This window comes from Streptacidiphilus sp. PAMC 29251, from assembly GCF_054208735.2.
In genome coordinates this window covers 2,775,426-2,794,925 of the sequence record NZ_CM135725.2, presented here as the reverse complement: position 1 = coordinate 2,794,925, position 19,500 = coordinate 2,775,426, and the positions used below count along the sequence as shown (strand labels likewise).

Sequence of the window (19,500 nt, the reverse complement as noted above, 5' to 3'; positions counted from 1 at the left end):
CCTGTTGCGGAGGGCCGGGTTGCGGGGTGCCGGGTTACGGCGTGCCGATCAGTTCTGCGGTGACGGCGGCCGACATGCCCACTCGGGCGAGTCCGCCGCCGGGGTGGGCCGCGCCGCCGATGAGGTAGAGGCCGGGGGTGCCGGTGCGGTTGGGGGCGTGCAGATAGCGGCCGTCCGCCCCGGCCAGTGCCGGTCCTGGGACCGAGCCGCCGGGGGCGCCGGTCCAGCGTTCGGTGTCGGCAGGGGTGTGCACCTCCCGCCACAGCACCCGTTCGCGCAGCTCGGGGGCGGCATGGGCGAGCACGGTGTCGGCGTAGGCCTCGGCGGCGCCGGGGGCGGTCCAGTCGAAGGCCCCGGTGTGGGCGTTGGCCCCGTTGTGCGCGTTCCGCGGGTTGTGCGGGTTGTGCGCGGGCACGGTCACCGTCAGCACCGCGGCCTCGTGTCCGGCCGGGGCGAGGGTGGCGTCGTCCGGGCGCAGCAGCTGGGTGGTGGGCCGGGCGCAGAGCCTGGGGGCGGCGGAGAACAGGGCGTCCAGCTCGTCCTGGCGGTCCGGGGCGTGCACGACCGTGCGGTGCGGCTCGGCCGCCGGGCGCTCGCCGCGCAGGGCGAGCAGCACCGTGAACCGGCCCGGGGACAGGGGCTGTCCTGGGCCCGGCAGGCCGAGCGCGGTCGGGTCGGCGTCGCAGAGCACCGCGTCGGCGTCCAGGGTGCTGCCGTCGGCGAGCAGGACGCCGGTGACCCGCTCGGCGCCGAGCACCCGCTCGACCCGGGTGTCGAAGCGCAGCTCCACCCGGCGCTGCTCGCAGCGCCGCAGCACCGCGTCGGCCAGGGCCCGCATCCCGCCGGTGACGTACCAGACGCCGAAGCTCTGCTCCATGTACGGCAGCACCGCCAGCGAGGCGGGCGCCTGCCTGGGGTCGAGCCCGAAGCGCAGCGCGTACTCGTCCAGCAGCGCGGTCAGGCCGGGGTGCCGCAGCTCGCGGGCGGCCACCTCGGCGGAGCTGCGCGGGGGGCGGGCGGGGCGCGCGAACAGGCCGCGCTTCGCCGGAACGTACGGGTCGCGGTGCAGGGCTGACGGGTCGTCCGGCAGCGGCTCCTCCAGCAGCGGGCGCCTGGTGGCCTCCCACACGCCCCGTCCGCGCTCCAGCAGCTCCCCCCAGCGGTTGCCGACGCCCGCGCCCAGGGCGTCGTCCAGGGCCTGGACCACCTTGGCGCGGGAGGCGTTGGCGAGCGCGACCCGGCGCCCGTCCGGGAGCAGGTGGACGCTGCCGGGCTCGACCGGACGCAGCTCGACCTCGTCCTCCAGCCGGGTGCGGCCGGTCTTCAGCATCAGGTCGCGGTAGACCGCGGGCAGGGTGAGCAGGGTCGGTCCGGTGTCGAAGCGGAAGCCGTCCCGTTCGAACCGGCCGACCATCCCGCCGTGGGTCGGTCCTGCCTCGCACACGGTGACCCGGTGGCCGACCGTGGCCAGCCGTGCCGCGGCCGCGAGCCCGCCCATACCTGCGCCGACGACGACGATTCGTGCCATGGACGCTGATCCTATGCGGCGGCGCGGATCACTTCCGCACTCGCAGCCCGTCCATGATCAGGTCCACCAGCTTGTCGGTGTCCACGGTCTTGCCGGAGTCGCAGGCCCAGGTGATCCCGCCGATGAGCATCAGCAGGTCCTTCATGCCGATGTCGCCGCGGATCTGGCCGCTGTCCTGGGCCCGGGCGACCAGGTCCCCATGGTGGTGTGCAGCACCCGGCCGGGGGACTCGCGGCCCGGCTCGGGGGGCAGCAGGACGGCGGTGAGCCCGCGGAAGACGGTGACATGGGCGATCAGCCGGCGCAGCCAGGTGTCCAGGGCCTGCGCCGGATCGTCGGCGACCAGCAGCGGCTCGGCCTCGTCCAGCACCGACTGCATCCACTGCTCCATGACCGCGCCCACCAGGTCCTGCCGGGTCGGGAAGTGCCGGTAGAGCGTGCCCGCCCCGACCGCGGCGCGCTTGGCGATGTCGTCCAGCGAGGCGCTGGTCCCGTGTTCGAGGAACGCCTCGGTGGCAACGGCGACCAGGCGGTCGTAGTTGCGGCGCGCGTCGGCGCGCATCGGTCGCGCGGGCGGCGCCGGCGGCGGCTCGGTCATACGGCATCCACATCCAGGGTTGATAACCGGAGACTATCTCCGTATTGTCGTTCTGGGAACCGGAGAATCTCTCCGCTTGCGTTCCCCTCCTTCGCCACGACCCCTCAGGGGAGAGCCATGTCCGAGAACATCATCACCCGCAACACCGCCCCGACCGAAGAGCGCGTGGCAAAACCGGATCCGCGGCCACCCCGGCCAGGGCTTGCCCTGGCCCTGATCCTCGGCTGCCAGCTGATGGTCGTCCTCGACGCCACCGTCGTCTCCATCGCCCTGCCCGGCATCCAGCGCACCCTGCACTTCTCCGCGGCCGGGCTGTCCTGGGTGCAGAACATCTACCTGCTGGTCTTCGGCGGACTGCTGCTGCTCGGCGGCCGGGCCGGGGACATCCTCGGCCGCCGCCGGCTGCTCACCGCCGGCATCGCGCTGTTCACCCTGGCCTCGCTGCTCGGCGGCTTCGCCACCAGCCCGGCCCTGCTGATCGTCGCCCGCGCGGCCCAGGGTGTGGGAGCCGCGGTCGCCGCGCCCAACACCCTGGCGCTGATCGTCAGCACCTACCGCGACCCGGCCCGGCGGGCCCGCGCCATCGGGTTGTTCTCCAGCATGTCCGCGGGCGGCGCGGCGGTCGGGATGATCCTCGGCGGCCTGCTGACCTCGTACTTCTCCTGGCGTGCGGTGATGTTCATCAACGTCCCGTTCGGGGTGGCCGTGGTGCTGCTGGCGCCCCGGTTGATCCGTGAGCCCGAGCGCCACCCCGGCCGGCTCGACCTGGGCGGAGCGGTCACCGCGACCCTCGGCACCGGCGGCCTGGTGTACGCCTTCATCCGCGCCGCCACGGCCGGCTGGAGCTCCCCGTCCACGCTCGGCTGCTTCGCCGCGGCCGTGCTGCTGCTGACCGGGTTCGTCTGGTGGGAGGCCCGCGCGGCCAGGCCGCTGCTGCCGCTGCACCTGCTGACCGACCGGGTCAGGGGTGGCGGCTACCTGACCATGCTGCTGCTGCCCGCGGCCATGTTCGGGATGTTCTTCTTCGTCACCCAGTACCTGCAGAACGTGCTCGGCTACAGCCCGCTGCGGACCGGCTTCGCCTTTCTGCCGCTGGCCCTGCTGATCTTCGTCGGGGCCCGGCTGGCGCCCAGGCTGGTGCCCCGCTACGGCAGCCGCCCGTTCCTGTTCGGCGGCCCGCTGCTGCTGCTCACCGGCCTGCTGCTGCTGACCGGGATCGACGCCGACACCGCCTACGCCACCGGGATCCTGCCGTCGATGGTGCTGTTCGGGACCGGAGCCGGGTTCACCATGGTGCCGCTGAGCATCACCATCCTCTCCGGGGTCCGGCCGGAGGAGTCCGGCGCCGCCTCGGGGACGCTGCAGACCATGCAGCAGGCGGGTGGCGCGCTGGGGACGGCGGTGCTGCTCACCGTGTTCTCCTCGGCGACCAGGCACCCGGCCGGACGCTCGGCGCAGGCGCTGTTCGCGCACGGGGTGTCCGCGGCGATGGGGGTCGCGGCACTGGGGATGGGTATCGCGCTGCTGCTGATCGTCGCGGTGATCCGCCCGCCGGGGCGGGTGCGCGCCAGCGCCGGCGTCCAGCGCGGCTAGGGAGGGCGGCTCGCGTGTCCGGAATGGCTAGCGCTGTTGTTGGACCGGGCCCGGGAGGTTCGCGGCGCGGAGCGCGCGGCGCTCGCGGCGGCGGATCCAGAAGCGGCGGATCCGGCTCAGCGTGAAGCCCAGCAGGATCAGGCCTATCAGCAGCAGGATCCCGGCGATGATCGCCGCAGGCACCGGATGGAACAGGGCCAGGGAGACCAGGCCGCCGACGGTCAGGTCCTCCAGCACGCTGATGATCATATTGCTGAAGGGTTCCGGCGAGGTGTTGACGCCCATCCGCAGCCCGGCCTTGACCAGATGGCTGGCCAGCGCGGTGGTCCCGCCCAGGGCCCCGGCCGCCAGCGAACCCAGGGAGTCATGGGCGTGGCCGGCCAGCAGTGCCGCGACCACGGCGCCCGCGACCGGCCGGATGACGGTGTGCACCGCGTCCCAGGAGGAGTCGATGTAGGGGATCTTGTCGGCCACCGCCTCGCACAGGAACAGCACCCCCGCCGCGACCAGCACATCCGTCCGCTCCAGCGCGGGCGGCACCGAGGCGATGCCGTCGAAGCGGCCGAGGAGGCCCATCAGCAGCACCACGGCGTAGGCGTTCACGCCACTGGCCCAGCCACTGGTGAAGATCAACGGAATGAGTGACACGGTGGCGTCCCCTTGTCGGACCGGCCCTGGCCCCGGCCTTGGCCCTGGTGCACGACACCGTATCCGACGCCAGCGGCAAGCAGCCCGTTCCCCGGGGCGATCACTGAGTACAGGTACTCAGTGATACCCACCTGGCGGGTTGAGTAGGAGCACGGATGTCCCGCGACCTGCGGAAAGGGCAAAGTATGGGTCACCGGGAAGGACCGGGGCCGCAAAGGGCCGGAAGGTCCGACGCCCGGTACGTGGCCAGCGGTGACCGGTGGCGGACGCACACGGGGGGCTCCTCCTGGGGAGCAACAGGTGCGGCCGACGGGGGCCGGTCGACGCAGGCCGCAGGGCTGGCACGGGACTGCACCGCCGACACGGGGCGGCGGAGCAGTTGCCCGGCCAGGGCGGCACGAACACGCCGCCGACCAGTGGGCTCGGGGAGCCCATCGGGGGAAGCGTAGGGGCGGTGCCTGCACGCCGGCGGAGGGGATACGCCGGGACGCAGACACCGTCCCTTCGCACATGTGAGCGGGGCTCTCCGTTGTGAGCACCGCTCGCCCGCATGCGCGGTGCTCTCCCGTGCGAGCACTGCTCTCGGTTTCGGACACCGCTCTCGGCACGAGCACTGCTCTCGGCGTTGGACACCGCTCTCGGCCGAACGCACCCAGCGATGAGTTTCGGCGGCTTGATCAGTCACCCCTGCATCGATACCAATCGGAGGTACAGGGCGTGCGAAAGATCGTTGTGTATGAGCTGTTGTCCCTCGACGGGGTTGCCGAGGCCCCGGACGGGTTCTTCACCGACTGGGACGCCGCGATGGACGCCAACCTCGCCGCTGTGATCGCGACACAGGACGCGGTCATCCTTGGCCGCCGGAGCTACGCCGAGTGGGCGGAGTTCTGGCCGGGAAGCCAGATCGAGCCCTTCGCGACCTTCATCAACCACGTCACCAAGTACGTCGCGACATCCACGCCCCTCGACCAGGACTGGGCCCATGCCACGGCGCTCGACGGCGGGCTGGTCGAATTCGTTCGGGATCTCAAGCAGCAGTCCGGAGGCGATGTCGGCGTCCACGCGAGCATCTCGGTCGCGCAGGCGTTGCTCGCCGCCGGCGTGGTCGACGAACTCAGGCTGGTGATCGCGCCGAGGATCGCCGGCCGCGGACGACGGCTCCTCGACGGCCTGCCGTCGATTCAGCTCGAATCGATCCGAAGCGGGATCTCACCGACCGGCTATCTGCTCGTCGACTACCGCGTGATTCGTTAGCGCTCTTCCTGGCTCTCAGAGCAGGGAGAACTCCGCGGGGGCCGGCGTTCCGGCCCCTGCGGCCCGGGCGGCGGCCAGGCGCCGGACCGCCTCCTGCGACACCTCCACCGGCTGGGCGAACGGCAGCCGGACAAAGCGTTCGAGCACGCCGTCCACGCCGAACCGAGGACCGGAGCCGATCCAGACGCCGAAGGACTGCGCCGCGGTCGCGGCCAGCGCGCTGCCGCCGATGCCGCCGTCCTCGGTGCGGACCCACAGCGACAGGCCGCCGTCCGGGATCCGGAAGGTCCAGCCGGGCAGCTCCCGGTGCACCGCCTCGACCAGTGCGTCCCGCTGCTCCCTGACCCGCTGCCGCTGGAAGGCCAGCACCTCCGGCAGGCACTCGGTCAGCAGGTGACGCACCGCCAACTGCTCCACCACCGGGGAGCAGACGTCCAGGCTGGCGCGGTCGCCGGCGATCCGGCGGATCAGTTCCGGGGCGGCCCGGATCCAGCCGATGCGCAGCCCGCCCCAGAAGGTCTTGCCGGCCGAGCCGATGGTGATCACGCTGCCGCTGCGGTCGAAGGAGGCCATCGGCCGGGGCAGCGGGACGCTGTCGTCGAGGGAGAGCTCGACCATGGTCTCGTCCACGATCAGCTGGGTCCCGGTGGCCCGGGCCAGCGCCACCAGTTCGCGCCGCTGCTCGTCCGGCATCAGCAGCCCGGTCGGGTTGTGGAAATCGGGGATCACATAGGCCAGCGTGGGCGCGGCCTCGCGCAGGGCGCGGGCCCAGGCGTCCATGGACCAGCCGTCCTGCTCGAACGGAACCGGGACGGCCCGGCCGCCGTGGAAGCGGATCGCCTGGAGCGCGTTGGCGTAGCTGGGGGACTCCACCGCGATCCGGTCGGCCGGGCCGACCAGGGCGCGCAGCAGCAGGGTGAGCGCCCCGGCCGCGCCGCTGGTGATCATGACCTGCTCGGGGGTGGTCGGCAGTCCGCGCTGCGCGAAGCGCTCGGCCACCGCCTCCCGCAGCACCTGCAGCCCGGCCGGGAAGTCGCCGTGGGTACGGGTGTATGCGGGCAGCTCCATGCAGGCCGCCGCCATCGACTGGCTGATCCACGGCTCGGCCGCCGACATCGCGGCCACGCCCAGGTCGATCACCCCGCCCCGGTCGGTCGGGAACGGCGAGAGCCCGGCCACCGGCATCGGCCGCCCGGCCGGCAGCGCGGTCCAGCTGCCGGAGCCCCGACGACTGGCCAGAAAGCCCTCGTCGCGCAGCAGTTCATAGGCCGCGGTGACCGTGGTCCGGCTCACCCCGAGCACCGCGCACAGCTCGCGCTCGGCCGGGAGCCTGGTCTCCACCGGCACCCGTCCGTCCAGGACCAGCGTGCGCAGCGACCCGGCCAGCGCCCGGTAGGCCGGCCCGCGCCCCTGCTGCCAGTCGGCCAGCACCCGCTCCAACTGGATCGCGCCGATGGAGGAACGTGTGCTCAAGACCAGTCCACCTCTCTGTGATTGGCCCTGGAAAGGCAGGCCAATACCGTCCAGGGTGGCAGCAGAAGCAGAGAATTCCAAGGGGGACCGATTTCCATGAGCACCGGCACCGCCGCGCTGACCCGCCGCCTGGTCCAGCTGTACCTCGGCCTCGCCCTCTACGGCGGCAGCATGGCCCTGCAGATCAGGGCAGCGCTCGGGCTGGACCCCTGGGACGTCTTCCACCAGGGCCTGACCCGGCACACCGGGCTGTCCTTCGGCACCGTCACCATGATCGTCGGCGCCGCTGTGCTGCTGCTCTGGATCCCGCTGCGGCAGCGACCCGGCCTCGGCACGGTCAGCAATGTCTTTGTCATCGGCCTCTCCGTGGACGCCGCACTGTCGCTGATCCCCACCCTGCACGGGCTCCCGCTGCGGATCGGGGTGCTGGTGGCCGGCATCGTGCTCAACGGCGTGGCCGGCGGCCTCTACATCGGCGCCCGCTTCGGCCCGGGGCCCAGGGACGGGCTGATGACCGGCTTCTGCCGCAGGACCGGACGGCCGGTCCGGGTGGTCCGCACCGCCATCGAGCTGACCGTGCTGGCCGTCGGCCTGCTGATGGGCGGCAGCGCCGGGGTCGGCACCGTCGCCTACGCGCTGGCCATCGGCCCGCTGGTGCAGTTCTTCCTGCCGCTGTTCACCGTCCGCGAGCCGAACTCGACGCCGAAGCCGGGCCAGCCGGTGGAGCCGGTCAGGCCGGCATCCGCGCCCGCAGCAGTCGGCTGAGCCCGCCGTGGATGTCGTCCAGGCTGCGTTCCGGCTGGAACGCCAGCCAGTCCAGGGCGACCACCAGCACCATGCCGAACACCGCCGACGCCGTCAGCTGCACGTCCAGGTCGTCCGGCAGCTCCCCCTCCGCGACCGCCTCGGCGAGCACCGCCGCGACCACCGAGACGGTCTCCTCGCGCATCAGTCGCAGGGTGTCGTGCCAGGTCCGGTTGGTGCGCCAGGTCTCGGCGACGAACAGCTGGGCGAAGGACGGATAGGTCCGGATGAACTCCAGGCCCGCCCTGGCCATCGCGTCCAGCGCCGCCAGGCCGCTCAGCCCGGCCTCGGGGCCTGCCTGCTTCAGTGCGGCGGTGAGCAGCCCGACGCCGTGCCGCAGCAGCTCCTCGAACAGCGTCGACTTGCTGGCGAAGTTGTAGTAGACGGTGCCCTTGGCGACCCCGGCCCGCTCGGCGATCTCGTCCACGGTGGTCGCCGAGAAGCCCTGTTCGGCGATCAGCGTCACCGCGGCCTCGTAGAGCTTCTGGCGGGTCGCGTCACGGCGGGAGGTGGTGCTCATAGCCCCATTGTCACCCGCCCCGGCCGCCGCGCGGACCTTCGTGCCGACCTCGGCCCCGGCCGCCGTGCCGACCTCGGCCCCGGCGGCCGTGCGGACCCTGCCGCGGCCCGGCAGCCGTACTGTCACAGCGTCAGCTCCGGGTGCAGCCTGGCCACGGTCCACATCTGGCGGCGACGGGCCGTCAGCGTGGTGAGAGCCAGCGCGGCCAGGGTGAAGGCCGCCAGTACCGCGCTGCCGGTCCACACCGCGGTCAGGTCGCCGCCGCTGATCAGCCGTCGCAGCCCGGCCACCACATAGCTCATCGGCAGGTAGGGGTGGATCGCGCCGAAGAAGCCGGGGCTGGTCTCCACCGGGTAGGTGCCCCCGGCGGAGGTGAGCTGCAGCATCAGCAGGGCCAGCGCGAGCAGCCGGCCGGCCGGGCCGAAGCGGGCGTTCAGCCACTGGGTCACCGCCGAGAAGCACAGCACGGTCAGCGCCAGGAACCCCAGCACCCCGACCGGGTGCGCCAGCCGCAGGCCCAGCGCCCCGTAGAGCACCGCCATCAGCGCCGCGGCCTGCAGCAGCCCGAGTCCGGCCACCGGCAGCCAGCCGGCCAGCGCCGCGCGCCAGGCCGGCGCGTTCGCCGCCAGCACCCGGTTGCTGAGCGGGCGCAGCAGCATGTAGCCGACCATCGCGCCGACCCAGAGCGCCAGCGGGATGAAGTAGGGGGCGAAGCCGGTCCCGTAGTTGGGCGTGGCGTTGAGCTCGTCCTTGGCCAGCTGGACCGGGTCGCTCATCGCGGCGGCCCTGGCGTCGCGCTGGTCGCTGTCGTAGTCGGGGATCTGTCCGGCGCCGCTGTGCAGGCCGTCGGCGAGCTTGTCAGAGCCCCCGGCCAGGGTGCCGAGACCGCTGTCCAGCTGCCGCGCCCCGTCCGAGAGCCGGTAGAGGCCGCTGGAGAGGGTGTGCGCGCCGCTGTCGAGGCTGGTCATACCGCTGGTCAGGGTGTCGGCCCCGATCCTGGCCTGCCCGGCCCCCTGCTGCAGTGCGGCCGCACCGGTGGCCAGCGTGTGCACGCCCTTGTTCAGCTGGTTGACCTGGGCCACGGCGGTGTCGAACTTCCGGGCCAGACCCGGCTGCTCCAGCGGCTTGGCCAGGGCGGCCACCCGGTCGGCGTCCGCAGCCAGCGAGCCCAGTTCCGGGGCGAGCTGCTGGACCTGGGTGTTCAGCCGTCCGGCCACGTCCAGCACCTGGTGGGCGGCCTGGTCCGCGGTGTGCAGCCGGGTGCAGTCGAGGGTGGACGGGCCGGCCCCGCACTCCTTGGCGTAGAGGGAGTCCAGCTGGCCGGACGCGGTACGGGCGTCCGCGAGCGCCTTGCGGCTGTCCGCGGGCAGTTTGCCGAGGTCGGCGGCGATCTTCCTGGCGTTGGTGGCGACCAGGGTCGCCGAGGTGCTGATCAGCTGGGGGTGCTCGTGCAGCAGCGGGGAGAGGTCGGCGGCCACCGAGTTGACCGCATCGGCGAGTTGCTGGGTCCCGGTGGCTGCCTGCCGGGCGCCGGAGGCGAGTTGGCCGGCCCCCTGGTCCAGGCTGCCGAGGCCCTTCGCCAGCGCGGCGCTGCCCCGGCTGGCGGTGTCCAGGCCGGTGGCCAGCTGCTGCGCCCCGCTCTGGGCGCTCTGCGCGCCGGTCGCCAGTTTCTTCGCGCCCTGCTGGGCCTGCTCGGCCCCGGAGGCGAGCTTGTCGGCGCCGTTGGCGGCCTTGACGGTCTGGTCGTGGATGTCGGAGAAGCTGACGAAGACCTGGTCGTAGAAGCCCTTGGACGCCTGGCTGGAGGTGGCGGCGCGGATCTCGTCGAACACCGAGCGGGAGATCTGGCCGACGATGTAGTTGTTGGAGTCGTTGGTCTGCACCTTCAGCTCCCCGTCGGCGGGGTGGTCGCTGTCGCTGCTGCCGATGTCCCGGCTGAAGTCGGCCGGGATGGTCAGCGAGAGGTAGTACTTCCCCGAGGCGACCCCCTTGGCCGCCTGCTGGGAGTTGACGGTGTCCCAGCCGAAGATCTGACGCTTCTTCAGCTGGTCGGCGAGCTGCTGGCCGGCGTCGATCTGCTTCCCCTGCACGGTGACCGGCTGGTCCTGCACCACCAGGGCGACCGGCAGCCGGTTCAGATGGCCGTACGGGTTCCAGAACGACCACAGGTAGAGCGCGCCGTAGAGCAGCGGGAGCAGCATCAGTGCGACCAGCGCGGCGCGGGGGAGTCGTCCCCGGTAGAAGCGGCGCAGCTCAAGGCGGGCCGGTCCGGGGCGGGCCAGGTCAGGCGTGCGCATCGGCGGACTCCCCTTCCGAGGTGAGGTCTTCCGGGGTGAGGTCTTCCGGGGTGAGGGCCACGACCAGGTCGGCGCGGGCGGAGCCGTCGGTGGCGGTGGCGAGGACGGTGGTGCCCTGGTCGGCTATGCCGCGCAGCATGGCCCAGGCGGCGTCCCGGTCCCCGGCGGGCAGCCGGTCGTCGGCGTCGTCCACGCAGAGCAGCCGGGGGCTTCCCAGCAGGGCGAGCGCGGTGGACAGCCGCAGCGCCTGCAGCGGGCCGAGCGTACGGACCGGGGTGCGGAGCCCGGCGGGCAGCTCGTCGACCGTCAGCCCGGCCAGGGCGAGCGCCTGTTCGACGGTGCGGCGCGGCGCGTGCCGCTGCGAGCGCCGGGAGAAGTGCAGCAGCCGGCGTTCGCGCAGGTGCTCCGCCACGGTGAGGGTGCCCTCCAGGTCGTTGACCCCGGGCACCGGACCGAGCGCGGCGATCCGCCGTACCGCCGCCGCCTGCTGCGGCAGCCGCAGCCCGGCCACCACGGCCAGGCCCTCGCTGGGTTTCATCCGCCCGGAGAGGGTGAGCAGCAGAGAGGTGCGACCGGAACCGGCCGCTCCGCCGATCACCGTCAGGCTGCCGGGCTCCGCGGCCAACTCCACGCCCCGGTAGACCCAGCCACGCGGACCCCGCAGCCCCAGGCCCTCGGCGGTCACGGTGGCCGCAGCGGGCCCGGTCGGTTCTGTCGGCTGCTCGGGTTGTTCCGGCTCCACGGACGGCCCCGCTGACGGCTCTGCTTCGGTGCGGTCCTCCACGAGGATCCGGCCCCCCTCTTTTTATACTGACTGGTCAGTACAAACTGTAACCGCCCTTTCGTCACGCAAACGGCTCCTGCTGGCGGTTCCCGGCCGATGTGGCGAACGTCTCGCGGGCCTGCGCCGGGGGCCGGGTTCCGTGTAAGCAGGGGTATGCCGCAGAGAGCTGATCCCCAGTCATTTGACCGTTTCGCCCGGAATTACGATCGTTTTGTGGGGCTGCTGCCCGGGCAGAACACGGGCTGGCTGGCCGGTCTGGGCCTGAAGGGCGAGCGGGCGCTCGACGCGGGATGTGGTTCGGGGCACGCCGTGGAGCTGCTCGCCGAGGACTTCGGGGAGGTCGTCGGCCTCGACCTCAGCGCCCCGCTGCTCGACATCGCGAGGGCTACGCGCGCCCGGCCGAACGTCCGCTATCTGCGGAGCGACCTTTTCGACCTGATCGACGACGACGGCTTCGACCTGGTCTACAGCCACACGATGCTGCATCACGTCCCGGACTACCGGGCCGGGTTGGAGCACCTGAAAGGCCTGGTCCGGCCCGGCGGCACCGTGGCCGTGATCGACAACGTCTGCGACCACTACCCGACACCCCCGCGCGAGGCCTACACCTGGCCGGCCGTCCGGGACTTCCCCCGGGAGATCCGCCGGGTCGGTCTGCGCGACGCCTGGTTCCAGCTGCGCTTCTGGCACGGCAGGGAGTGGCTGGCGCATCTGCTCAGCGACCGCTACCTGTCGCGGGACCAGTTCCGCGACCTCTACGGCAGCGTCTTTCCCGGGGCCCGGTTCGACGACCTGGGCTTCGCCCTGGCCATGTCCTGGACGGCTCCGTCCTGATCCGGCGCCGACGGGATCCGGTGGCCGGAGCCGGAGCCGAGGTTCACGCCGACATGGCCTCCTGGCCGCCGCTGTCGGCATCCTGCGCGCAGGCCGCGGCCAGGACGTCCAGCGACAGGTCCAGGGCGTGGGCCAGGGCGGCCACGGTGAAGAAGGCCGGGGTCGGGGCCCGGCCGGTCTCGATCTTGCGCAGGGTCTCCGCGGACACCCCGGCCGCCGCTGCCACGTCCACCATGCTGCGGTCGCCACGGGCCTCGCGGAGCATGGCTCCGAAGCGCTCTCCACGTTGCCGCTCTTGCGGACTCAAAGGAACTCTCACCATGTCCGTGATACTAATACCGGTATAAGTATTGGGTAGCACCGCCTCGCAGGGAGTCGCACACCATGGTGGAGATCAAGACGGACACCGCACTGGAGCAGATGCGCGAGGCCGGACGCGTCGTCGCCCACGCCCTCGCCGCCGCTCGGGCGGCGGCGGCCGTGGGGGTCCGCCTGCGCGAGCTCGACCAAGCCGCCCGGGACGTCCTGGACGCGGCCGGCGCCCGCTCCCCGTTCCTCGGCTACCAGCCCTCCTTCGCCCCCAGCCCCTTCCCCGCCGTCATCTGCGCCTCTGTCAACGACGCCGTCGTGCACGGCATCCCCGACGACTACCGGCTGCGCGACGGCGACCTGGTCAGCGTCGACTGCGGAGCCGAACTCGACGGCTGGACCGGCGACGCCGCGATCAGCTTCACCGTCGGCACCCCCCGCCCCGCCGACCTCGAACTCATCGCCGCCACCCAGCAGGCCCTGGACGCGGGCATCGCCGCCGCCACCGTCGGCCACCGCATCGGCGACATCTCCCACGCCATCAGCGCGGTCGCCCGCACGGCCGACTGCGGCATGCCGACCGACTTCGGCGGCCACGGCATCGGCCGCCAGATGCACGAGGACCCCCACGTCGCCAACCACGGACGCCCCGGTCGCGGCTTCGCCCTGCGGCACGGCCTCACCCTCGCCATCGAGCCGATGCTGATGGCCGGAGGCCGCAACGAGTACCGCACCGACCCCGACGGCTGGACCCTGCGCACCATCGACGGCAGCCGGGCCGCCCACATCGAACACACCATCGCCATCACCGAGGACGGCCCCCGCGTCCTCACCCTGCCCTGACCCGCCGACCCGCTCACGACGTGGACGGCCGGCTCACAGCCTGCGGAACCACTCGTCGAGGAGGGCGAAGTCCGCGTCGGTCAGGCCAAGGCGGGGGTCGACGCGGTGCAAGAGCGCGTGGTCGCCGTGGTGGGTCGACACCCAGGCCCGATCGGTGGCGGTGATCTCGTCGTCGGCCCAGGCGAACGCCCTCCCGGCGGCCCAGTCGACGAGTGCGCGGGTCTTCCAGTGCAGTCCCGCGCGGGCATCCCGCTCTTCCCAGTCGTTCCGGTCATCGTCGTCGGACGGCTCCGGCCAGAGCACCACGGGCAGCTCCGGCAGTCCGAGCCGCGGCGCGACGCACTCATTGGCGTCGGTCATCCACGTGGTCGCCCAGACCAGCCTGCACGGAAGCGCCGCCAGCCTGGCGCCCAGCGCCGGGTTGATTCTGCTCAGCAGCGGGTTCGAGCCGCTGCCCGTCGGCTCGTCGCCGATCCGGTAGGTCGGATGCGCGGCTGCGCCGAACGGGATGAGCGGTCCATCGACATCGAGGAAGAGCAGCGGGAGTTCGGCGGAACCGGTCACCGCCGAACGATAGCGGCTCCCGGGGGTGACCGGCCGGCGCCGACCCGGACCCCGGCGCTGGGTGTCAGGGCTTGGTGGCGACGCCGGCGAGGATTCCGATTCGGTCGCTGCCCTGCGGCGGCTCGGTGTCCGGGCGCCAGAACGGGGCCAGGACGAGGCCGGGTTCGACCAGGTCCAGGCCGGTGAAGAAGCGGGCGATGTCGCCCCGGGTGCGCAGCTGCAGCATCGACGAGACCTTGCTGTACGCCGAGTCGACCTTTGCCTTCTCCTCCTCGGTCAGCACATCACTGGTGCCGTGGGTGAGGACCAGGAAACTGCCCGAGGGCAGGGCCTTCAGCAGCCGGGCCACGATGCCGTGCGGGTCGTCGCCGTCGGGGATGAAGTGCAGCACCGCGACCAGCAGCAGTGCGACCGGCCGGGTGAAGTCGATCAGGGCCTTGACCTCCTCGGAGTCGAGGATGGCCTCGACCTCGCGAAGATCGGCCTGCAGCACCTTGGTGGCGCCGTGCCCCTTGCCGGACATCAGGGCGCGGGCGTGGGCCAGGACGATCGGGTCGTTGTCGACGTAGACCACCCGGGCGTCCGGGTTGACCTGCTGGGCGACCTGGTGGGTGTTGCCCGCGGTCGGGATGCCGGTGCCGATGTCGAGGAACTGGTCGATGCCCAGGCCGGCCACGTGGCGCACGGCGCGCTGCAGCGCGGCGCGGTTGGCCCGCGCGGCGGTGCGGGCCTCATCGCCGAGCGCGAGCATGGCCTCGCCCGCCGCCCGGTCGGCCGGGAAGTTGTCCTTTCCGCCCAACAGGAAGTCGTATACCCGGGAGGGATGCGCGACGCCGGTGTTCAACTCGGTCGGAGGGTGGTAGTCGCTGCCGGTGTCGGTCATCCACGCGTCGGGCTGGGTCGTCATGCCGCCTCTTTTGTGTGTTCTCCCCGGAACAGTCGGGAGCCACCCTAGGCGCGGTGGGTGGGGCGTGGACGGACAATCGGACAACTTGGGTCAGTGCCAAGGGATTTGCCCCTACAGGCGGCTTGGCAGCGAGTCCTCGTGCGTCCAGGTCAGGAGGGTGTAGCTGCGTCCCTTGTCCTGCACCACCTCTGGTGCGCTGTCAGTGAGGTGGAACCCTGCGGATCGGGCCACGGCGATGCTGGGGTGGTTGTCGGGCTCGATCTCCAGCAGGACCTGGGGCAGGGCCAGCTCCCGATGTGCGTACTCGGTCAGCAGCTGCACCGCCCGTACGGCCAGGCGTTGGCCGCGGTGGGCCGCGCCGACGACGTAGCCGATGCTGCGGCTGGACAGGTTGAGCAGTACTTCGCCCTGGGGATGCCGTCCGTCGGTGGTGATGGCCAGGTGGATCCGGTGGCCGTCGATCCGGCGTCGGCGCACTCGCTCGAGGTGCTCCTGTGCGGCCTGCAGGTCGAAGGGCGAGGCCAGGGGAGTGCGGTAGGCGATGTCCGGAGCGTCGAAGATCTCGGCGAGGGCGGCCGCGTCGTCGTCCGTCCACTCACGCAGCACCAGGCCGCGTCCGGTGAGCCGGAGCGGGGGGAGGGATTCGTTCATCGTCATGGAGCAGGATATCCAGTTGCGGAGCCCCCGTAGGATCGAACGTTATGGTTGATCTCTATGCTCCGACCGAACCCTACGACAGTGGATTTATCGACACCGGAGACGGCAACCGCGTCTACTACGAGCAGTTGGGCAACCCTGAGGGCAAGCCCGCTCTGAACGTCCACGGCGGCCCGGGGTCGGGTGCGCCGCAGCGGCCGACGCGGGCCTGGGACCCGCAGCGCTACCGCGTGATCCGCTTCGACCAGCGCAACTGCGGCCGCAGCACCCCGCACGCCAGCGATCCGGCGGCGGACATGAGTCTGAACACCACCCAGCACCTGATCGACGACATGGAGCGGCTGCGCGAACACCTCGGCATCGAGCGGTGGTTGCTGAACGGCGCCTCCTGGGGCTCGACGCTCGTCCTGGCCTATGCGCAACAGCACCCCGAGCGGGTCAGCGAGATGGTCATCCCGGCGGTGACGACGACGCGCCGCTCCGAGATCGACTGGCTCTACCGGGGCGCCGGGCGGTTCTACCCCGAAGCGTGGGACCGGTTCCGCGACGGCGTCCCCGCGGACGAGCGGGACGGCGACCTGCTGGCGGCGTACGCGCGGCTGATGGAGAACCCCGACCGGGCGATCCGGGAGAAGGCCGCTGCCGACTGGCTCGCCTGGGAGGACGCGGTCATCTCCGACGAGCCCAACGGCACGCCCGGGATGTACAGCGATCGCGAGCTCGACTCGCAGATCGCGTTCGTCCGGATCTGCGCCCACTTCTTCAGCCACGGCGCGTGGCTGGAGGAGGACCAACTGCTGCGCGATGCAGACAAACTGGCCGGAATTCCGGGGGTGCTGGTGCACGGCCGACACGACATGGGCAGCCCGGTGCAGACGGCGTGGGAGCTGGCGAAGGCGTGGCCGGGCGCGCGGCTGCACATCATCGAGGACTCCGGGCACGCCGGAAGCGAGGCGATGCACCAGGCGGTCCGGACGGCCATCGAGGAGTTCAAGAACCGGTGATCCACTCCCGGATTCAGCGGCCCCCGGTGATGCTCTCGCCGATCACCAAGCCCTTGGCAGGGCCGGTGGGAATGGTCAGGTCGGTGCCGTAGGGCAGGCTCAACTCGCCCGCGTAGCGCGAGTGCCCGGGTTCCGGCTGGGTCAGCAGCGTCACCTTGCCGTCCTCGTCGTGGTCGTCGATGAGGAGGTAGAGCGGGATGCCCGCCCGGGCATAGGCGCGGCGCTTGCGGACCCGGTCCCGCTGGCGGTCGTCGTAGCCGGGGGAGACCACCTCCACCACCATCGGTTACGGAGGGAAGTGGTGGGTCCTCACCCGAACAGGGGAACGCGGGCCTCCTGGCCAGCTGAAAGAACCGTTTCGCCGCTTGGGAACGATGACGGAGGGTAGTCGTCCAGCTGGATTGTCAGTGGTGGGGTGCAGCATGTCGGTGAGGGTGCTGCTCGTGGCCTCGGGCACCGACGGCATTGACGCCGGGCCGCAGGTGGGGACTACTCTGAAGTTGTTCGAATAAACGTTCGAAGGGGAGGTGGTCGTGATGGCGGACCTGATCGAGGTCAGGAGTGGGCAGGAGCAGCCCACGCACTTCCTGTGGCGGGACAAGGTCTATGCCGTGCGCGAGGTGCTCGGCCACTGGACCGGGGGCCTGGAGGTGTGGCGGGTGCAGGCCAGCCCCGGCCGCTGCTTCGACGTGGACGTCTACGACCTCAGCTTCGACCGCGCCGCCGGGCGCTGGACCCTCACGAGTACGACGAACGCCTGACGGCTGGAATCGAACGGGAGGACTGACACAGCCATGAGCGAAAAGGTGATTCCCACAGCACAGGTGCTGCAACTGCCCCTGCAGGCCGCACAGAGCAGCACGGCCAGTAGTACGACCAGCCCGACCGGCGGCGCCGCCAAGCCCTACCGGCCGCCGTCGGACATCCATCCGGTGCTGCGCCGGGCCGGCGCCCCGCCGGCCGCGCTGGACCTGCTGGCCCAGGCCTACCGCGGCCTGGACGCGGCCCGCGGCATGGAGGGCCCGCTGGAGCGCTACGCCGCCGCGCACCTCGCGGCGCTCCGCGCCTCCGCCGCGGTGCTCGCGGTCCGCGGCCGCCCGGAGGAGAGCCCGCGGAAGCGCGGCCGGATCCGCAGCGCCTGGGAGGTCCTGCCCGAGGTCGCCCCCGAGCTGGCCGAGTGGGCCGTCTACTACGCGGCCGGGGCGCCCAAGCGGGCCGCGGCCGAGGCCGGGATCGCCTCCGCGGCGACCATGCGCGAGGCGGACGACCTGATCCGCAACACCGCGCTGTTCGTCCGCATGGTGCAGCGGGTGGTCGCGCTCAACCCGGTGGTCGAGCGCACCGACCGGGAGGGCCGCCCGCCGATGCCGCAGACCGGCTGACGCCGCGAGCCGGCTGACCCCCTCTGTTCAGCGAAGGCTACTAAGGTGGGAGCACATCGCCGATCCTGCCGAGGAGTCCTTCCGTGTACCCGACGCGTCCCCGCAGTTCCCTCCGGACCGCTGTCGTCTGGGAGGTGCTGCGTGCCGCGCTCGCCCGGCGCGCGGAGGAGCTGGGACGGCCGGTCCTGGACGTGCTGGACACCGGGGGCGGCACCGGTAACTTCGCCGTGCCCGTGGCCCGGCTCGGGCACCGGGTCACCGTGGTCGACCCCAGCCCGGACGCGCTGTTCGCGCTGGAGCGCCGGGCCGCCGAGTCCGGGGTCACCGACCTGGTCCGGGGGCTGCAGGGGGACACCCAGAACCTCGCCGAGCTGGTCGAGCCGGCCGGCGTCGACGCGGTGCTGTGCCACGGCGTGCTGGAGGTCGTGGACGACCCGGCCGAGGCCCTCGGCCAGCTGACCGCGACCCTGCGCAAGGGCGGGGTGGTCAGCCTGCTCGCCGCCAACCGCAACGGCGCGGCGCTGGCCCGCGCCATCGCCGGGCACTTCGCCGAGGCGCACGCCATGCTGGGCGACCCGGCCGGCAGCCCGGACGGCCCCGCCGCCCCGCCGCGCCGCTTCACCGTCGAGGAGCTGCGCGCCCTGGCCGACTCGGCCGGGCTCCAGGTCGCCTCGGTGCACGGGGTGCGGATCTTCGCGGACCTGGTGCCCGGCGTCCTGGTCGACACCGAGCCCGGCGCGGTCGAGGCGCTGCTCGCCCTGGAGCGGGCCGCCGCCGATCAGTCCGCCTTCCACGCCGTCGCCACCCAGCTGCACATCCTGGCCGAACTCAGGTAGCCCAGCAGCCCCGGGCGACCCGCAGGAACCTTCGTCCCCACCCCGACCGTTGTCCAGATGGCGCACATGCTCCAGCGCGCTTCACAATTCCCCGCCCGACCGTATGATTCGGGTAAAGCCAGCAAGGCATGACAGTCCACCCGTCGGGGCATACGCATCACAGGCAGGATCCTGCGGCGGACTGTAGTCCTGACGGGGACGGCGGTGGTCGCCGGAGCGACCAGAGTAGGAGGACGACGTGCCGCTCTCGGAGCACGAGCAGCGTCTGCTCGAGCAGATGGAGCGAGCGCTGTACGCCGAGGACCCCAAGTTCGCGACAGCGCTTGAGGGAACGGGTCTGCGCGCTCGCACCCGCCGGACGGTCTATCTGGCCGCCTTCGGCTTCGTCGTTGGCGTGGCCCTCCTGATGGGGGGCATGGTCACCAAGCTCTGGTACGTGGGCGTGGTGGGCTTTGTGGTCATGCTCGGCTGTGCGGTGCTCGCGCTGACCGGATGGCGCCGGGCCCCGCGGCTCGGCCTCGCCGATCCGCGCACGGGTGAGCCGCTGCGCCGGCGCAAGACCGGGGTGGTCGACCGCATGGAGCAGCGCTGGCAGCGTCGTCACGACGAGCAGCAGGGCGCCTGAGGACACTACTCAGCCAGAACCACTGAGAACTCAAGGAAGCG

23 protein-coding genes are annotated in these 19,500 nt (G+C 72.2%); 10 read left to right on the top strand and 13 right to left on the bottom strand.

The annotated features are described in order from the left end of the window. Positions 1 to 34: 34 nt before the first annotated feature. From ACXKR8_RS13040 to ACXKR8_RS13030, 3 genes are read right to left on the bottom strand one after another with little or no spacing between them, the layout of a single operon-like run. Positions 35 to 1,528 (bottom strand): phytoene desaturase family protein, encoded by a 1,494-nt coding sequence (locus ACXKR8_RS13040; RefSeq protein WP_458273065.1) that lies wholly within the window; start codon positions 1,526 to 1,528, stop codon positions 35 to 37. A gap of 28 nt (positions 1,529 to 1,556) precedes the next feature. Further along, a complete protein-coding gene (locus tag ACXKR8_RS13035) occupies positions 1,557 to 1,679 on the bottom strand; it encodes a hypothetical protein (RefSeq protein WP_462100677.1) in 123 nt (40 codons plus the stop codon). Then, entirely contained in the window at positions 1,670 to 2,125 is a 456-nt protein-coding gene (locus tag ACXKR8_RS13030; RefSeq protein WP_462100487.1) for a TetR/AcrR family transcriptional regulator, read from the bottom strand. The genes ACXKR8_RS13035 and ACXKR8_RS13030 overlap by 10 nt, the downstream gene beginning before the upstream one ends. Positions 2,126 to 2,242: 117 nt before the next feature. On the opposite strand from ACXKR8_RS13030, the gene ACXKR8_RS13025 reads away from it, so the two are divergent. Continuing rightward, on the top strand, positions 2,243 to 3,718 hold the full coding sequence (locus ACXKR8_RS13025; RefSeq protein ID WP_458273063.1) for an MFS transporter: 1,476 nt from the start codon (positions 2,243 to 2,245) through the stop codon (positions 3,716 to 3,718). Positions 3,719 to 3,745: 27 nt separating this feature from the next. On the opposite strand, the gene ACXKR8_RS13020 is transcribed toward ACXKR8_RS13025, so the two are convergent. Continuing rightward, entirely contained in the window at positions 3,746 to 4,366 is a 621-nt protein-coding gene (locus ACXKR8_RS13020; RefSeq protein WP_458273062.1) for a DUF4126 domain-containing protein, read from the bottom strand. Between the two features lie 717 nt (positions 4,367 to 5,083). Here ACXKR8_RS13020 and ACXKR8_RS13015 point away from each other — a divergent pair. Next, positions 5,084 to 5,620: a dihydrofolate reductase family protein gene (locus ACXKR8_RS13015; protein WP_458273061.1), complete on the top strand. Its 537-nt coding sequence runs from the start codon at positions 5,084 to 5,086 to the stop codon at positions 5,618 to 5,620. Between the two features lie 15 nt (positions 5,621 to 5,635). Here the strand turns inward: ACXKR8_RS13015 and yczR are convergent, their stop codons facing one another. After that, positions 5,636 to 7,099, bottom strand: coding sequence for a MocR-like transcription factor YczR (yczR, locus tag ACXKR8_RS13010; RefSeq protein ID WP_458274971.1), 1,464 nt, complete (start codon positions 7,097 to 7,099; stop codon positions 5,636 to 5,638). A 90-nt stretch (positions 7,100 to 7,189) separates the two neighbouring features. Between yczR and yczE the strand changes: the two genes are divergently transcribed. Further along, positions 7,190 to 7,858, top strand: coding sequence for a membrane protein YczE (yczE, locus tag ACXKR8_RS13005; RefSeq protein WP_458273060.1), 669 nt, complete (start codon positions 7,190 to 7,192; stop codon positions 7,856 to 7,858). On the opposite strand, the gene ACXKR8_RS13000 is transcribed toward yczE, so the two are convergent. From ACXKR8_RS13000 to ACXKR8_RS12990, 3 genes are all read right to left on the bottom strand, one after another. Then, on the bottom strand, positions 7,824 to 8,417 hold the full coding sequence (locus ACXKR8_RS13000) for a TetR/AcrR family transcriptional regulator (RefSeq protein ID WP_458274970.1): 594 nt from the start codon (positions 8,415 to 8,417) through the stop codon (positions 7,824 to 7,826). The genes yczE and ACXKR8_RS13000 overlap by 35 nt on opposite strands. Positions 8,418 to 8,539: 122 nt before the next feature. Continuing rightward, on the bottom strand, positions 8,540 to 10,714 hold the full coding sequence (locus ACXKR8_RS12995) for a YhgE/Pip family protein (protein ID WP_458273059.1): 2,175 nt from the start codon (positions 10,712 to 10,714) through the stop codon (positions 8,540 to 8,542). After that, complete coding sequence (locus ACXKR8_RS12990) at positions 10,701 to 11,456, bottom strand: ABC transporter ATP-binding protein (RefSeq protein WP_458273058.1); 756 nt, start codon at positions 11,454 to 11,456, stop codon at positions 10,701 to 10,703. The genes ACXKR8_RS12995 and ACXKR8_RS12990 overlap by 14 nt, the downstream gene beginning before the upstream one ends. 255 nt (positions 11,457 to 11,711) lie before the next feature. On the opposite strand from ACXKR8_RS12990, the gene ACXKR8_RS12985 reads away from it, so the two are divergent. After that, positions 11,712 to 12,332 (top strand): class I SAM-dependent methyltransferase, encoded by a 621-nt coding sequence (locus tag ACXKR8_RS12985; protein WP_458273057.1) that lies wholly within the window; start codon positions 11,712 to 11,714, stop codon positions 12,330 to 12,332. 43 nt (positions 12,333 to 12,375) lie between these two features. Here the strand turns inward: ACXKR8_RS12985 and ACXKR8_RS12980 are convergent, their stop codons facing one another. After that, positions 12,376 to 12,654 carry a helix-turn-helix domain-containing protein gene (locus ACXKR8_RS12980; protein WP_458273056.1) on the bottom strand — a complete coding sequence of 93 codons (279 nt, stop codon included), beginning with the start codon at positions 12,652 to 12,654 and terminating at the stop codon, positions 12,376 to 12,378. Positions 12,655 to 12,716: 62 nt separating this feature from the next. On the opposite strand from ACXKR8_RS12980, the gene map reads away from it, so the two are divergent. After that, entirely contained in the window at positions 12,717 to 13,484 is a 768-nt protein-coding gene (gene map, locus ACXKR8_RS12975; RefSeq protein WP_458273055.1) for a type I methionyl aminopeptidase, read from the top strand. 33 nt (positions 13,485 to 13,517) lie between these two features. On the opposite strand, the gene ACXKR8_RS12970 is transcribed toward map, so the two are convergent. The 3 genes from ACXKR8_RS12970 to ACXKR8_RS12960 all read right to left on the bottom strand — a co-directional run bounded on the left by ACXKR8_RS12970 (position 13,518) and on the right by ACXKR8_RS12960 (position 15,612). Continuing rightward, a complete protein-coding gene (locus ACXKR8_RS12970; RefSeq protein ID WP_458273054.1) occupies positions 13,518 to 14,048 on the bottom strand; it encodes an HAD domain-containing protein in 531 nt (176 codons plus the stop codon). A gap of 64 nt (positions 14,049 to 14,112) precedes the next feature. Beyond that, positions 14,113 to 14,955 (bottom strand): SAM-dependent methyltransferase, encoded by an 843-nt coding sequence (locus tag ACXKR8_RS12965; RefSeq protein ID WP_458273053.1) that lies wholly within the window; start codon positions 14,953 to 14,955, stop codon positions 14,113 to 14,115. Between the two features lie 111 nt (positions 14,956 to 15,066). Continuing rightward, positions 15,067 to 15,612 carry a GNAT family N-acetyltransferase gene (locus tag ACXKR8_RS12960; RefSeq protein ID WP_462100486.1) on the bottom strand — a complete coding sequence of 182 codons (546 nt, stop codon included), beginning with the start codon at positions 15,610 to 15,612 and terminating at the stop codon, positions 15,067 to 15,069. A 44-nt stretch (positions 15,613 to 15,656) separates the two neighbouring features. On the opposite strand from ACXKR8_RS12960, the gene pip reads away from it, so the two are divergent. Next, positions 15,657 to 16,616: a prolyl aminopeptidase gene (gene pip, locus ACXKR8_RS12955; RefSeq protein WP_458273051.1), complete on the top strand. Its 960-nt coding sequence runs from the start codon at positions 15,657 to 15,659 to the stop codon at positions 16,614 to 16,616. Between the two features lie 13 nt (positions 16,617 to 16,629). Here pip and ACXKR8_RS12950 read toward each other — a convergent pair whose 3' ends face one another. Continuing rightward, the gene (locus ACXKR8_RS12950; RefSeq protein WP_462100485.1) at positions 16,630 to 16,899 is read right to left on the bottom strand and encodes a Uma2 family endonuclease; all 270 of its coding nucleotides are present in this window, start codon (positions 16,897 to 16,899) and stop codon (positions 16,630 to 16,632) included. 253 nt (positions 16,900 to 17,152) lie between these two features. Here ACXKR8_RS12950 and ACXKR8_RS12945 point away from each other — a divergent pair, with 253 nt between their 5' ends. The 4 genes from ACXKR8_RS12945 (at position 17,153) to ACXKR8_RS12930 (ending at position 19,459) form a co-directional block, all read left to right on the top strand. Continuing rightward, the gene (locus tag ACXKR8_RS12945; RefSeq protein ID WP_458273049.1) at positions 17,153 to 17,377 is read left to right on the top strand and encodes a DUF6504 family protein; all 225 of its coding nucleotides are present in this window, start codon (positions 17,153 to 17,155) and stop codon (positions 17,375 to 17,377) included. Positions 17,378 to 17,410: 33 nt separating this feature from the next. Then, positions 17,411 to 17,998, top strand: coding sequence for an SAV_6107 family HEPN domain-containing protein (locus ACXKR8_RS12940; protein WP_458273048.1), 588 nt, complete (start codon positions 17,411 to 17,413; stop codon positions 17,996 to 17,998). 83 nt (positions 17,999 to 18,081) lie between these two features. After that, a complete protein-coding gene (locus tag ACXKR8_RS12935) occupies positions 18,082 to 18,834 on the top strand; it encodes a methyltransferase (protein ID WP_458273047.1) in 753 nt (250 codons plus the stop codon). Positions 18,835 to 19,072: 238 nt separating this feature from the next. After that, positions 19,073 to 19,459 carry a DUF3040 domain-containing protein gene (locus ACXKR8_RS12930; RefSeq protein ID WP_458273046.1) on the top strand — a complete coding sequence of 129 codons (387 nt, stop codon included), beginning with the start codon at positions 19,073 to 19,075 and terminating at the stop codon, positions 19,457 to 19,459. Positions 19,460 to 19,500 lie beyond the last annotated feature (41 nt).

Coding starts and splice junctions, on each gene's coding strand:
- ACXKR8_RS13040 (WP_458273065.1), bottom strand. CDS start 1,528: ATGGCACGAATCGTCGTCGTCGGCGCAGGTATGGGCGGGCTCGCGGCC.
- ACXKR8_RS13030 (WP_462100487.1), bottom strand. CDS start 2,125: ATGACCGAGCCGCCGCCGGCGCCGCCCGCGCGACCGATGCGCGCCGAC.
- ACXKR8_RS13025 (WP_458273063.1), top strand. CDS start 2,243: ATGTCCGAGAACATCATCACCCGCAACACCGCCCCGACCGAAGAGCGC.
- yczE (WP_458273060.1), top strand. CDS start 7,190: ATGAGCACCGGCACCGCCGCGCTGACCCGCCGCCTGGTCCAGCTGTAC.
- ACXKR8_RS13000 (WP_458274970.1), bottom strand. CDS start 8,417: ATGAGCACCACCTCCCGCCGTGACGCGACCCGCCAGAAGCTCTACGAG.
- ACXKR8_RS12995 (WP_458273059.1), bottom strand. CDS start 10,714: ATGCGCACGCCTGACCTGGCCCGCCCCGGACCGGCCCGCCTTGAGCTG.
- ACXKR8_RS12980 (WP_458273056.1), bottom strand. CDS start 12,654: ATGGTGAGAGTTCCTTTGAGTCCGCAAGAGCGGCAACGTGGAGAGCGC.
- map (WP_458273055.1), top strand. CDS start 12,717: ATGGTGGAGATCAAGACGGACACCGCACTGGAGCAGATGCGCGAGGCC.
- ACXKR8_RS12965 (WP_458273053.1), bottom strand. CDS start 14,955: ATGACGACCCAGCCCGACGCGTGGATGACCGACACCGGCAGCGACTAC.
- ACXKR8_RS12960 (WP_462100486.1), bottom strand. CDS start 15,612: ATGACGATGAACGAATCCCTCCCCCCGCTCCGGCTCACCGGACGCGGC.
- pip (WP_458273051.1), top strand. CDS start 15,657: ATGGTTGATCTCTATGCTCCGACCGAACCCTACGACAGTGGATTTATC.
- ACXKR8_RS12950 (WP_462100485.1), bottom strand. CDS start 16,899: ATGGTGGTGGAGGTGGTCTCCCCCGGCTACGACGACCGCCAGCGGGAC.
- ACXKR8_RS12945 (WP_458273049.1), top strand. CDS start 17,153: ATGGCGGACCTGATCGAGGTCAGGAGTGGGCAGGAGCAGCCCACGCAC.
- ACXKR8_RS12940 (WP_458273048.1), top strand. CDS start 17,411: ATGAGCGAAAAGGTGATTCCCACAGCACAGGTGCTGCAACTGCCCCTG.